This window comes from uncultured Phascolarctobacterium sp. (genome assembly GCF_905212365.1).
Classification (GTDB): Bacteria; Bacillota; Negativicutes; order Acidaminococcales; family Acidaminococcaceae; genus Phascolarctobacterium_A.
Genome location: NZ_CAJMEH010000021.1, coordinates 14755 through 27782 on the forward strand (window position 1 = coordinate 14755; position 13028 = coordinate 27782).

11 protein-coding genes and 1 riboswitch are annotated in these 13028 nt (G+C 49.2%); of the genes, 10 read left to right on the top strand and 1 reads right to left on the bottom strand.

The genetic code is table 11. From position 1 onward, the window contains the following. Positions 1-42: 42 nt before the first annotated feature. The 10 genes from QZ105_RS05060 to QZ105_RS05105 all read left to right on the top strand — a co-directional run bounded on the left by QZ105_RS05060 (position 43) and on the right by QZ105_RS05105 (position 12452). Positions 43-1611: an ABC transporter substrate-binding protein gene (locus tag QZ105_RS05060; RefSeq protein WP_293728765.1), complete on the top strand. Its 1569-nt coding sequence runs from the start codon at positions 43-45 to the stop codon at positions 1609-1611. Positions 1612-1650: 39 nt separating this feature from the next. Then, complete coding sequence (locus QZ105_RS05065; protein ID WP_293728766.1) at positions 1651-2442, top strand: ABC transporter ATP-binding protein; 792 nt, start codon at positions 1651-1653, stop codon at positions 2440-2442. Then, positions 2435-3409 (top strand): ABC transporter ATP-binding protein, encoded by a 975-nt coding sequence (locus tag QZ105_RS05070; RefSeq protein WP_293728767.1) that lies wholly within the window; start codon positions 2435-2437, stop codon positions 3407-3409. Before QZ105_RS05065 ends, QZ105_RS05070 begins: the two co-directional genes overlap by 8 nt. A 746-nt stretch (positions 3410-4155) precedes the next feature. Continuing rightward, positions 4156-6531 (top strand): heavy metal translocating P-type ATPase, encoded by a 2376-nt coding sequence (locus tag QZ105_RS05075; RefSeq protein ID WP_366935988.1) that lies wholly within the window; start codon positions 4156-4158, stop codon positions 6529-6531. A 240-nt stretch (positions 6532-6771) separates the two neighbouring features. Then, complete coding sequence (locus QZ105_RS05080) at positions 6772-6984, top strand: FeoA family protein (protein WP_293728769.1); 213 nt, start codon at positions 6772-6774, stop codon at positions 6982-6984. 13 nt (positions 6985-6997) lie between these two features. Continuing rightward, positions 6998-7219, top strand: a complete 222-nt coding sequence (locus QZ105_RS05085; RefSeq protein WP_293728775.1) for a ferrous iron transport protein A — start codon at positions 6998-7000, stop codon at positions 7217-7219. A 13-nt stretch (positions 7220-7232) separates the two neighbouring features. Next, the gene (gene feoB / locus QZ105_RS05090) at positions 7233-9386 is read left to right on the top strand and encodes a ferrous iron transport protein B (protein WP_293728770.1); all 2154 of its coding nucleotides are present in this window, start codon (positions 7233-7235) and stop codon (positions 9384-9386) included. Between the two features lie 102 nt (positions 9387-9488). Continuing rightward, a complete protein-coding gene (locus tag QZ105_RS05095) occupies positions 9489-9674 on the top strand; it encodes a FeoB-associated Cys-rich membrane protein (RefSeq protein WP_293728771.1) in 186 nt (61 codons plus the stop codon). Positions 9675-9772: 98 nt separating this feature from the next. Continuing rightward, positions 9773-9854, top strand: a riboswitch (ZMP/ZTP riboswitch). Positions 9855-9927: 73 nt separating this feature from the next. Next, the gene (locus QZ105_RS05100) at positions 9928-11145 is read left to right on the top strand and encodes an OFA family MFS transporter (RefSeq protein ID WP_293728772.1); all 1218 of its coding nucleotides are present in this window, start codon (positions 9928-9930) and stop codon (positions 11143-11145) included. 80 nt (positions 11146-11225) lie between these two features. Continuing rightward, entirely contained in the window at positions 11226-12452 is a 1227-nt protein-coding gene (locus tag QZ105_RS05105; RefSeq protein ID WP_293728773.1) for an ATP-binding protein, read from the top strand. 231 nt (positions 12453-12683) lie between these two features. Here the strand turns inward: QZ105_RS05105 and QZ105_RS05110 are convergent. Beyond that, positions 12684-13028 (bottom strand): energy transducer TonB (locus QZ105_RS05110; RefSeq protein WP_293728774.1); only part of this gene is annotated, 345 nt, incomplete at its 5' end.

Genomic DNA, 13028 nt, shown 5'->3' on the forward strand with positions numbered 1-13028 from the left:
CTTAAAAATTTTTTAATGAGTAAAGAAATGGAGAGTGTCTTTATGAAAAAATTATTCAAAGTTAGCGCAGCAGCAGCTATGATCGGTTTACTGGCATTTGCAGCAGCAGGCTGCGGTGGCGGCGATAAAAAAGCCGAAAAGAAAGAAGTAGTCAAGATGGGCGTTACCAACTTCGCCGACTCTCTGGAAACCACTGATAACTACTTCGGTTGGGTTGTAATGCGTTACGGCCTGGGCGAATGCCTGGTTAAATTCGATAAGAAAATGAATTCCACTCCGTGGCTGGCTGATAAATGGGAGATTTCCGACGACAAGCTGACCTGGACCTTCCACATTAACGATAAGGCCTGCTTCTCTAACGGCAATAAGCTGACCGGTGAAATTGCAGCTGCTTCCATCCTGCGTACCTTTGAAAAAGCTCCGCGCGCTAAATCCATGTTTGAATATGAGTCCATCAAGGGCGAAGGCCAAAACGTAATCATCAAAACTAAGAAACCTGTACCGACTCTGCCGGGTATGCTGGGCGATCCGCTGTTCATCATCGTCGATACCACTACTATTAAAGACCGTGACACCGCTAAACAAGGCGCTATTTGCACCGGTCCTTACGCTGTAAAGACCTACAGCAAGGCTAAAGCAGAAATGGTTCGTAATGAAAAATACTGGGATGGCGCAGTACCGTTTAAAGAGGTTGATATCCTGACCATTGACGATCCTAACACCCGTGCAATGGCTCTGCAAAAAGGCGAGATCGACTTCGCTATCAATATTGCAGCCGGTGACCTGCAGCTGTTCAAAGACAAAAATAAATTCAACATTTCTGAAATCGCTTCCCTGCGCGACGTACTGGCTCGTCTGAACGTAAGACCTGAGCGTCCGTTGGGCGACCTGAAGGTTCGTCAGGCATTGCTGCGCAGCCTGGACCGCGTAACCTATAATAAGGTCCTGCTGAAAGATACTTTCGTTCCCGGCGGTCCGTACCTGCCTCCTTCCGTAGATTACGGTTATGCTGAACTCTATAAAGAGGATCCCAACCAATACAATGTTGAAAGCGCTAAAAAGCTGCTGGAAGAAGCTGGCTGGAAAGATACTAACGGCGACGGCTTTGTTGATAAAGACGGCAAGAACCTCGAGCTGGACTTCGTATTCTACAGCGGCCGTGCAGAACTGCCTCTGTATGCTGAAGCTACCCAGGCTGACGCTAAGAAGGTTGGCATTAAAGTAAACCTGAAGAACGTAGACTATAACGTGCTGGACGGCATTGGCCGCCGCGGCGAATACGATCTGCTGATTTCCAACGTACTGTGCCTGCAGGCCGGCGATCCGGAAGTATTCATGAACATGTACCTGAAGACCGGTCAAGAGCAAAACGGTACCGGTTACAGCAATCCTGAATTTGATGCAATTTCCGACAAATTGGGCGTAGAATTCGATCCTGCTAAACGCCGCGCTCTGGTTATCGATCTGCAAAAGATTATTATGAACGACGCTGCTTCCCTGGTATTCGGCCATCCGCAGACCAATATGGTTTCCAGTAAGACCGTTACTGATGCAGAAATTCTGCCTTGCGACTACTACTGGCTGACCAAAGAAATTAAACCCGCTCAATAAGCGGCTTCTGTAAATCTTTGAAAAAGAAGGTATCGCTACATGCTTCTTGAAATTAAAGATTTGGACATCAGTTACGGTGACAGGCTCACCGTAACCGGTGCCAATGTAGAATTGGATAAAGGTGAAATCCTTTCCATCGTAGGCGAATCCGGCTCTGGCAAAACAACCATTATCCGCGCCGCAATGGGCTGCTTGCCCGGTGCTGGTCATGTAAGCAAGGGCAGCATCACCTTTGAAGGCCGGGATATGCTGAAAAACACTAAGGAAGACTGGCGTAAGCTTTCCGGTACGGAAATGTCCATGATTTTCCAGGACAGCGGCAATATGATCAATCCTATTCGTCGTATCGGCGTGCAGTTTATCGATTATATTCAAGCCCATCAGCCTGAAAAATCCAAGGATGAAGCGTATAAAATGGCTACCGCTATGCTGACCAATGTGCGCCTGCCTAATCCGGACAATATTATGAACAGCTATCCTTTCGAGCTTTCCGGCGGTATGCGCCAGCGTGTTGGTATCGCTATGGCTATGGTGTTCCAGCCTAAAATTCTGATGGCTGACGAGCCTACCTCTGCTTTGGACGTAACCACACAGGCGCAGATCATTCGTCAAATTATTGATGTGCGCGATCAGTTCGGCGTTGCCGTAATTATCGTAACGCATAACCTGGGCGTAGCAAGCTATATGTCCGATAAGATTATGGTTATGAAGGGCGGCCGCGTAGAAGAAAGCGGCAGCCGTTACGATGTGCTGAGCAATCCTAAGACGGATTATACTAAATCCCTGCTGGCCGCAGTACCTGTAATAGGAGGTAAATGCTACTATGAATAATCCTGCATCCTATGAACGTACGCCGGTCGTATTGGAGATCAATAACCTGACCAAAAAATTCCCTGTGGACGGCGGTAAATTTTTAACTGCCTGCGATAATATTACGCTGCGCGCCTTTGAGGGCCGCACCTTGGGTATTATCGGCGAATCCGGCTGCGGCAAATCCACTTTGGTACGCTGCCTGCTGGGCATTCAGTCCACTACCTCCGGCGAGGCAATTTTTAACGGTAAGGATATTTTAAAGGCTAAAGGCGAAGAAAAACGTCAGAACCGTAAGCTGATTCAGATGGTGTTCCAGGACCCTAACGCCGCTTTTAACCCGAAGATGCTGGTTAAAGATATTTTAACCGAGCCCTTGAAAAACTTCGGTATGATTAAAAACAGCGAAGTAGACGCTAAGGCTGCCGAGCTTTTGGAAATGGTAGAGCTGCCTGCTTCCTTTAAGGACCGTTATCCGCACAGCATGTCCGGCGGTCAGCGCCAGCGCCTGGGGATTGCCCGCGCTTTGGCTTTGGAGCCGAAGATTATTGTGTGCGACGAAGCAACCTCTGCTTTGGACGTTTCCGTACAGGAAAAGGTTTGCGAGCTGCTGTGCAAGCTGCAAAAAGAAAAGAACATCACTTATCTGTTCATTGCCCATGATTTGGGCTTGGTGGATTTGATGTGCCATCAGGTGGCAGTGCTTTATTTGGGCAACGTAGTAGAATGGATGGAAACAGGCCGCATTGGCGAGCATTGCAAGCATCCGTATACTAAGTCCTTGATGAAAGCCGTATTCAAGGTGGCTGCCGACGAGCATTATAAGATTGAGCCATTGGAGGGCGAGATTCCCAGCCCATTGGATTTACCCAAGGGCTGTCCCTTTGCCAGCCGCTGCGAGCATTGCACTGAGCATTGCCTGCAAAATAAACCGGTTTTGCGGGAAATTGAGCATGGACATTGGGTGGCTTGCCACTTGTTCGATTAATATTTCCTTTTCATCTCCATATTGGGTACGGTCTACGCCGTACCCAACCTAAAATTTTTTTCAAAAAGGTATAGATGAATACTCATTCATGTGTTATAATAGGTCTATAAGCGATGAAAGTTCAGATGCAAAAGTCTTGGCTTTCAGTTTATTTTTGACAAAACATATGAATAAGTACTCACATAAAACCGAGAAGAAAGGTGGTATATATAATGAAGAAAGAAGTTCGCGATTTAGAAGACGTGCGTATCGGCTCCGGCGATGTGCGTTCCTTCCGTCATGTCGACGGGCATATTACCGGCGCTGAAGATTATAGCAAGCATCCTGACGGCTGCACCTGCGGTCATTGCGGCAAGGACCATAATCATGAAACTATGGGGCATGTACCCACCCACACCCATGGCGATGGTCACGACCATGACCATGGGCACGAGGAACATCATCACGAGCATGGCGCCGACTGCTGCTGTGGACAGGCGCATGAACATGAAGAACATCATCACGACCATGGCGACGAGTGCGGCTGTGGCCACGACCACGGTCATGAGCATGAAGGTCACGCGCACGAACACGAAGAGCATCATCACGACGAGTGCGGCTGCGGCCATGACCACGGCCATGAGCATGCTCACAGCCATAGCCATCATGTGCCAGGACATCCCGACGATTGCCAGTGTGAAATCTGCCATCCGCATGAGGAGTATTGCGACGTCTGCGGCGAAAGCCTGGCTAACTGCACCTGCCGGATGCCGGACGCCGATAAGGTAAAGCGCGTTTATATTTTGAAGAATCTGGGCTGCGCTAATTGCGCCGCTAAAATGGAATACAAAATCAAGGAGCTGCCGGGAGTTACCTATGCTAACATTAGCTTTGCAACTAAGCAGCTGCGCTTGAGCGCCGCCGACCATGACGCTTTGCTGCCGGTCATTCAGGAAATTTGTACTTCTATCGAATCCGACGTAGAGGTAGTGCCCCGCGATAAACGGCCTACCTTGAGCAAGGGCAGCGACCGCGTTTATTTGGTGCAGAATCTGGACTGCGCTAACTGCGGCGCTAAGATTGAACGCGCTTTAGCCGCTATGCCGGAAATTGAAAGCGCAGTGCTGACCTTCACTACTAAAAAGCTGCGCGTTAAGGCGCAGAATTATGACGGCCTGCTGGCTAAGATGCAGGCTGTGACCGATAAGGTGGAAGAAGGCGTGGTACTGGTGGAGGCCGCTACGAAGCCGAATCTGGCGCCGGAGCTGGAGGAACGCAAGAAGGCCGGCGGTATTTTCTCTTCTCTCAGCGAAAAGCAAACCTTAATCGAAATTGTTTTGGGCGGCGCAGTCTTTATCGTTACCGAATGGTTAGGGCTGATTCCCGAAGCTTATCATATGTACTGCCTGATTTTCGCCTACATTTTGCTGGGCGGGCGCATTGTGCTGACGGCTTTGAAAAATATTGCTAAGGGCAACGTCTTTGACGAAAACTTCCTGATGACTGTGGCTACCTTGGGCGCGTTTGCCATTCAGGCCTGGGAAGAGGCTGTAGGCGTAATGTTCTTTTATCGCGTGGGCGAATATTTCGAGCAGCGCGCCGTAGAAAAGAGCCGCGGACAAATTATGGACGCCGTTGATATGCGTCCGGAGGTTGTCAACCTGCTGATAGGCGAAGAAGTAAAGGTGATTCCGGCTGAGGACGCTCATGTAGGCGATATCCTGCTGGTGCGCGTAGGCGACCGTATTCCCTTGGACGGCGTAGTTGTCGAGGGCGAAAGCCTGGTTGATACTTCCCCGGTAACGGGCGAGCCCGTGCCTGTGAAACGCGCTTACGGCGATGAAATTGTTTCCGGCTGCGTTAATACCAGCGGCATGCTGAAAATCCGCGTGGAAAAGGTTCTGTCCGAATCCATGGTAACGCGCATTCTGGACAGCGTGGAAAACGCCGCCGCTTCCAAACCGACCATCGACCGCTTCATTACCCGCTTCGCGCGTGTTTATACTCCCTTTGTAGTAGCCGCAGCAGTGGTGACTGCCGTTGTTCCCTCTTTGATTACCGGCGAATGGGAAAAATGGATTTATACCGCGTTGACCTTCCTGGTAATCAGCTGTCCCTGCGCTTTGGTGCTGAGCGTGCCTCTGGCCTTCTTCAGCGGTATCGGCGCAGGCTCCAAATACGGCATTTTGTTCAAGGGCGGCGTAGCTATGGAGGCTTTGAAGAACATTGCCGCTGTAGTTATGGATAAAACCGGTACTGTTACTAAGGGTAATTTCGTTTTGCAGCAGGTTAACGCTGCCGAAGGTATCGATAAAGACGAATTGCTGAAGCTGACGGCCAGCGCCGAGCTGGTATCCACTCACCCCATTGCTGTCAGCATAGTTGAGGCTGCCAAGGGTAAGGAAATGGCGCTGGTGCGTCCTGATAAATTTGAGGAAATCGCAGGCGAGGGCCTTGTCGCTTATTTTGGCGAGCGCCGTGTGTTGTGCGGCAATGCCAAGCTGCTGGAACGCTTTGCCGTTAATTACGGCGGTTATACTCCTGCCGCCAGCGGCAGCGAGGTTTTAGTAGCCGATAATAAGGTATATATGGGCCAGCTGCTGATTAACGATACCTTGAAGGAGGACGCGAAGGACGCTATCGCCGCTTTGAAGAAGCAGGGCTTAGTGACCGCTATGCTGACCGGCGACGCGCAGAAGGAGGCCGAGGCTGTGGCCGCCGCTGCGGGCATCGACGAGGTGCGCGCACAGCTGCTGCCGCAGGATAAGCTGAGCGAGCTCAATATGCTGCGTAATAAGTACGGCCCGGTAATGTTCGTCGGCGACGGGATTAACGACGCTCCGGTGTTGGCCGGTGCGGACGCAGGCGCTGCCATGGGCAGCGGCGCGGACGCTGCTATCGAAGCTGCGGACGTTGTGTTCATGAACTCCGAGGTTAAGGCTATTCCTCAGGCTATCGCTATTGCCCGCGCTACGGGCGCTATCGCCTGGCAGAATGTTATCTTCGCACTGGCTGTGAAGGTTATCATTATGGTTGCCGGCCTGATGGGCTACGCTTCCATGTGGGCGGCGGTATTTGCCGATACCGGCGTATCCCTGCTGTGCGTATTGAATTCTATCCGCATTCTGTATAAGAAAATATAAATTGAAACTGGCAAATTAAGTTTGGGCCGGCGCTAAGCGTCGGCCCTTTGCTCATTTATTTTAGCAGTTAGAACATCAGCATAAGCTAACGTAAATTAACGATTAGTATTTGGATTTGACAAATTTCCCTTGACAAAAATTTCCAGCAAGTGTAAACTTATTGCAGTAGTTAGGAACACCTAACTACATAATTTTTAAATTTCGGTTAGCGTGTGCTGACATTTTTAGACGGAGGAAAAGATGATGCCTTTACTGATGGCAAGACGCGGAGAAATAAATACCATTGCAGCGGTGCATGGCAAGGCAGAAACCAAGCGCTTTTTGGAAAGTATGGGTTTTGTTGTGGGCGCAGCGATTACTGTGGTGAGCGAATTTGACGGTAATTTGATCGTCAGCGTTAAGGATGCGCGCGTTGCCTTGAGCAAGGTAATGGCCGCTAAAATTTTTATTTGAATTGGAGGGCATGATGACTACTTTAAAGGACGTGGCCGTAGGCCAAAAAGCAGTTGTAAAAAGATTGACTGGCGAAGGCGCATTGAAACGCCGTATTATGGATATGGGCGTAACCAAGGGCATTGAGATTTTCGTTCGCAAGGTGGCTCCCTTGGGCGATCCTATCGAAGTAACCGTTCGCGGCTACGAGCTGAGCCTGCGCAAGGGCGAGGCTGAAAACATCGTTGTAGAATAAGGGGAGGCTAGTGATGAAAGAAATAAAAATTGCTTTAGTTGGCAACCCTAACTGCGGCAAAACTACTATGTTTAATGATTTGACCGGTTCCAAGCAATATGTAGGCAACTGGCCCGGCGTAACTGTAGAGAAAAAGGAAGGCCGTCTGAAAGGCCATGACGACGTAATCGTTACCGACCTGCCCGGTATTTATTCTTTGTCTCCTTACACCTTGGAGGAAGTAATTTCCCGTAATTATTTGCTGGAGGACAAGGTAGACGCTATTTTGAACTTGGTAGACGGTTCCAATATCGAGCGTAACCTGTATTTGACCACGCAGGTTATGGAAATGGGTATTCCCGTAGCCATCGCTATGAACATGATGGATATCGTTCGCAAAAATGGCGATAAGCTGGATATTAAAAAGCTGTCCTGCGAGTTGGGCTGCCAGATTGTTGAAACCTCCGCTTTGCAGGGCGAAGGCACCATCGCCGCAGCCGAAGCTGCTATCAGTGCCGCAGGCGGAGCTGTTCCCCGTTATATGCGCTTCAGCGCCGAGGTAGAGGAAGCCTTGAAGGCTATTATCCGCGAAGCAGGCAATAAGATTTCCGGCGTCAGCGAGCGTTGGCTGGCTATTAAAATTTTTGAACGCGACGCTAAGATTATGGGCACTTTGAATTTCAGCGAAGGCGAAAAGGCTAAGCTGGAAGCAATCGTAGCCGCTTGCGAGGAGCAAATGGACGACGACAGCGAAAGCATTATTACCAACGAGCGTTATAATTTCATCGGCCAGCTGATGCAGCAGGCTGTAGTAAAGGGTCAGACCGGCCTGACTACCTCTGATAAAATTGACCGCATTGTTACTAACCGCTTCTTGGCGCTGCCTATTTTTGCCATCGTTATGTTCCTTGTTTATTATATCGCCGTTGATTCCCTTGGTACTATTGTTACCGACTTTACTAACGATACCCTGTTCGGCGAATGGATTATGCCCTGGGTTCAGGAAAATCTGGAGGCTGCCGGTACCGAGGACTGGCTGGTTTCTTTGGTTGTTGACGGCATTATCGGCGGTATTGGCGCGCCTATCGGCTTCGCACCGCAAATGGCTATCGTTTTCCTGCTGTTGAGCTTCCTTGAGGACTGCGGTTATATGGCTCGCGTGGCCTTCATTATGGACCGTTTCTTCCGTCAGTTCGGTATGAGCGGCAAGAGCTTCATTCCTCTGCTGATCTCCTCCGGCTGCGGCGTTCCCGGCATTATGGCCAGCCGTACCATTGAAAACGAAAAGGACCGTCGCTTGACCATCATGACCACCACCTTTATTCCCTGCGGCGCTAAGCTGCCGGTTATCGCTTTGCTGAGCGGCGCTATCATGGGCGGCGAGTGGTACATGGCTCCGATTATGTACTTTGTCGGCTTCTTTGCCGTTATTACCTCCTGCATCATTTTGAAGAAGAGCGAGCTGTTCGCAGGCGATCCCGCTCCATTCGTAATGGAAATGCCGCCGTACCATCTGCCCGCTGCTAAAAACGTATTGCTGCACACCTGGGAGCGCGTTGCCGGCTTCCTGAAAAAAGCCGGTACCATCATCTTCCTGTGCTGCGTAGCTATGTGGTTCCTGGCAAGCTACGGCTTGGTTGACGGCAGCCTGGCTATGGTAGAAGAAACCGAGCAAAGCTTCATCGCCGTTATCGGTAATGTGCTGGCTCCCATCTTCTCTCCCTTGGGCTTCGACAGCTGGCAGGCTGTAGCCGCCGCTTTCTCCGGCTTTGTGGCTAAGGAAGCAATCGTCAGCACCATGGCTATTCTGGCTGGCTTGGCTGAAGCCACCGAAGAAGAGCCCGACCTGTGGACTGCCGTTATGGCTATGTTCCCCAGCGCTGTGGCCGCCTTCTCCTTCTTGGTATTCAACCTGCTGGATTCCCCGTGCCTGGCTGCTATTTCTACCATGAGCCAGGAAATGAACAGCAAGAAATGGACCTGGGCAACCATTATTTTCCAAAATGTGTACGCTTATGTTGTTTGCCTCATCATCTATCAGTTTGGCCGCGTCTTTGTGGGCGGCGAAGGCTTTAGCGCAGGTACGGCCATTGCCGCCGTGTTCCTGGGAGCGTTCATCTATCTGCTGGTTCGTCCGGCTAAAAAGACCTCCGATGGCGCTAACGTACTGAGCGTTGACGCAAAATAAAAAAGGCTTTAAGTTTGATCTGTGATAAAAAATCAGGGCTGCCAGTGCTGAGCATTGGCAGCCCAACCATCCGTTAGGAGTTTGTTGAAAGCGAGGTGCATTATGGCTACCTGGATTGTAGGTTTAATTGTTATCGGCGCTGTTTATTTGGCGGCAAAGCAGGTGCTGCGCGCTCATAAAAGCGGCGGCTGCATAGGCTGTGACGACTGCGGTAAGGGCGGCTGCCGTCATTGCACCGAAATAAAAACGCCTAAGATAAATACAAAGCGCAAATGCTGTGAAAAGTGATTGTGTAACAAGCTTTACTATATATAGTGGGCAAGAAAAAATATACTACACTATCTTGACAATTAAATATAATGGGCTATAATTAAGACATAACTTAAAAAGCAATGCAGCTCCTGACGGATAAGTGGAGTTTACCACGTGGACTGCGTTGTGATATGGCCGACCGTCTGGGCAAGCAGCTGCTGCCCAGATTTTTTTATGGGCAAGGCTGCTGAGTATTCATTATTTATGATGAAGAAAAGAGGTAATCACAATGCAGCAAACAAAAAACAAATGGCTTATCGTTCTGGCGGCTATCGGGATTCACATTTCCATCGGCTCCGTTTACGCCTGGAGCGTGCTGACGCGGCCCATTATGCAGGCTATGGGCTTCACCCTGCAGCAGGTCACCTGGACATTTTCGCTGGCGATTTTATTTTTAGGTTTGTCCGCAGGCTTTTTAGGAACCTATGTGGAACGCTGCGGCCCGCGCAGAAGCGGGCTGACAGCCGCCGCCTTTTTCGGCGCGGGTATGCTGGGAACAGCTTACGCCTTAAGCCAGCACAGCCTGCCGCTGCTGTATTTAAGCTACGGCGTAATCGGCGGCATTGGCTTGGGTGTGGGCTATATTACGCCGGTTTCCACCTTGGTTAAATGGTTTCCGCAGAACCGCGGCTTGGCGACTGGCTTGGCTATTATGGGCTTTGGCTTTGCCAGCCTGATTGCCGGGCCGGTGATGCAGCTTTTAATAGCTAAGTACGGCTTGATTGAGAATTTTGTGATTTTGGGCTGCGCTTATGTTGTGGTTATGACGGCCTCCGCTTTGTATCTGGAGCCGCCGAAAATGCCGGAATTAACATCTAAAGGTAATTTTAAAGTGCAGCTGCCGGAGCAGCAGGGGCAGTGCAGCGTGCAGGAGGCTATGCATACCTGGCAGTTTTACGCCTTGTGGTGGGTGTTCTTCACTAATATTACCTGCGGCATCGGCTTGCTGGCTGTAGCGTCGCCTATGGCGCAGGAGGTTATTAAAATGTCGCCCATGGAGGCTGCATCCATGGTGGGCGTTATCGGGCTGCTCAACGGCGGCGGGCGCATTGTTTGGTCTACGATTTCCGATTATTTGGGACGGCGCAATACCTATATTGCCTTTTTCGCCATTGAGATTGCGGCCTTCTATCTGCTGGCAGGCGTGGCGGACAAACTGCTGTTTCAGCTGTTGATTTTTATTATCATTACCTGCTACGGCGGCGGTTTTTCCTGTATGCCGGCGTATTTGAGCGATTTGTACGGAACTAAACAGCTCAGCGCTATTCACGGGCGCATTCTTACGGCTTGGGGCTTGGCTGGCATTGCCGGGCCGCTGCTGCTGTCGCAAATTTATGAGCGCACTCATAGCTACAGCGTGACCCTGTACTTCTTCAGCGCTTGCTTTGTAGTGAGCCTGGCAGTGGCTGTGGTGCTGAAATTTAAAGCTGATGTGCGAAAGAAGTAAAAGTTTGACAATACATAAAAATCCGAGTAAAATAAAGTAAGACTTTATTTTACTCGGATTTTCTTTTGGGAGGTACGGCTATGTATATTGCAAGGCATTTAGAAGATAAAATTAAAGAAGCCTCCAAATATTATCCTGTCGTTATGGTTTGCGGCCAAAGGCAGGTCGGTAAATCAACCATGCTTTATCATATCAAAGAAGCAGAACGAAAATATGTGACTTTGGACGACGCCAACGCTAGGCGTTTGGCCGAAACTGACGCCGCATTATTCTTTGAAACATATGGATTTCCGCTGTTAATAGACGAATTTCAGCGAGTGCCTTCTTTGCTTTTGGAAATGAAGCGGCTTGTAGATGAAAAGGCTTTAAAAGGCGAGAAGAACAGCGGATTATTTTGGTTAACCGGTTCGCAAAAATTTAAAATGATGCAGGGCGTAGCCGAATCGTTGGCAGGAAGGATAGCTGTTTTTGATATGTCAGTTTTATCTGCTGCGGAGATAGAAAATCGCGAACCTGCTTTGTTCAGGCCTGAGATAAGTGCGCTTAAAGAACGGTTATTAAAGGCTCAGTCAAAAAATGTACATGAGCTTTATGAGCGGATTTTTCGCGGCGGTATGCCTAAGCTGCTTGCTACTGATATGGATAGAGAGCGCTTTTACATGGATTATGTTAATACCTATTTAGAACGGGATATCAAGGACTTAGCGCAGGTTGGCAAGCTGACTGCTTTTTATGATTTTTTAGTATTTATGGCTGCGAGAACAGCTCAAGAGCTGCGTTATGAAGAAATAGCCCGTGCCGTTGGTATTTCTGCGCCAACAGCAAAGGAATGGGTAGCAATTTTGGAACGGTCTGGTGTTTTATTTATTTTGCGGCCCTATTATTCCAATATTAGTAAGCGTTTAGTAAGAACGCCTAAGGTATATTTTATGGATACTGGTTTAGCTGCCTATTTGTGTCGTTGGCCTAACGCCTCTACTTTGGAAAATGGCGCAATGGACGGTGCTTTTTTGGAAACATATGTGGTTACAGAAATATTAAAAAGCTATTATAATGCTGGAAAGCAGCCAGATTTATATTATTATCGCGATGTCGATAAAAAAGAAATAGATTTGTTGATTATCGATGGGGAAAGGATATATCCAATCGAAGTAAAAAAAGGTAAGAATCCAAGTCATGCCGATAAAAATTTTTCAGTTCTCGATAAATTGGAATTGTCAGTGCAGCCGGGGCTTATTATGTGCCTCAGCGACGAGCTTATTCCTTATAACCGAACGGCTTGGTATTGTCCTATTAGTATTTTATAGGGATATTATAAAATTAAACACTTAGCCTAATCCGAGAAAACTAAAGTCATACTTTGGTTTTCTCGGATTGTTTGTTTAGCAGCAAAAAAGACATCAGGCTCCCCGGTTGCCCAAGGAGCCTGATGTCTTTTTGTATGGAGAGTTGTGATGAGTGATGCGTAAGTAAAAATATTATTTAAAAAGCTGGCGTTAAGCGTAAATTTAAAATAACGCCGCAGCAGGCTTCTGCCTTTAGCGCAGCCTGAACGTAATAGGCACTGTCATATAGCAGCGCACCGTCTGCCCCGCTTTATTGCGGGCGCTGGTGAATTTCCATTTATAGCAGGCCCTTACTGCCGCCTGGTCCAGATTCATATTGCCGGAAGAGGAAAGAATAGTTACTTCCTCTACGCTGCCGTTCTTGCCGACTAACAGGTGCAGGTTCGCAGTGCCCTGAATCCCGGCGTTCTTTTCCGCAGTTGGGTAGGCTGGCGGCGTATTGCGCACTAAACGCGGAGGGATGGCCGGTGATGCGTAAATGCTGTTGCCTGCGCCATAGCCGCTGCCAATACCCGTACCATGACCGCTTCCTATACC

Coding starts and splice junctions, on each gene's coding strand:
- QZ105_RS05105 (WP_293728773.1), top strand. CDS start 11,226: ATGTATATTGCAAGGCATTTAGAAGATAAAATTAAAGAAGCCTCCAAA.
- QZ105_RS05085 (WP_293728775.1), top strand. CDS start 6,998: ATGACTACTTTAAAGGACGTGGCCGTAGGCCAAAAAGCAGTTGTAAAA.
- feoB (WP_293728770.1), top strand. CDS start 7,233: ATGAAAGAAATAAAAATTGCTTTAGTTGGCAACCCTAACTGCGGCAAA.
- QZ105_RS05065 (WP_293728766.1), top strand. CDS start 1,651: ATGCTTCTTGAAATTAAAGATTTGGACATCAGTTACGGTGACAGGCTC.
- QZ105_RS05080 (WP_293728769.1), top strand. CDS start 6,772: ATGATGCCTTTACTGATGGCAAGACGCGGAGAAATAAATACCATTGCA.
- QZ105_RS05095 (WP_293728771.1), top strand. CDS start 9,489: ATGGCTACCTGGATTGTAGGTTTAATTGTTATCGGCGCTGTTTATTTG.
- QZ105_RS05075 (WP_366935988.1), top strand. CDS start 4,156: ATGCCGGACGCCGATAAGGTAAAGCGCGTTTATATTTTGAAGAATCTG.
- QZ105_RS05100 (WP_293728772.1), top strand. CDS start 9,928: ATGCAGCAAACAAAAAACAAATGGCTTATCGTTCTGGCGGCTATCGGG.
- QZ105_RS05070 (WP_293728767.1), top strand. CDS start 2,435: ATGAATAATCCTGCATCCTATGAACGTACGCCGGTCGTATTGGAGATC.
- QZ105_RS05060 (WP_293728765.1), top strand. CDS start 43: ATGAAAAAATTATTCAAAGTTAGCGCAGCAGCAGCTATGATCGGTTTA.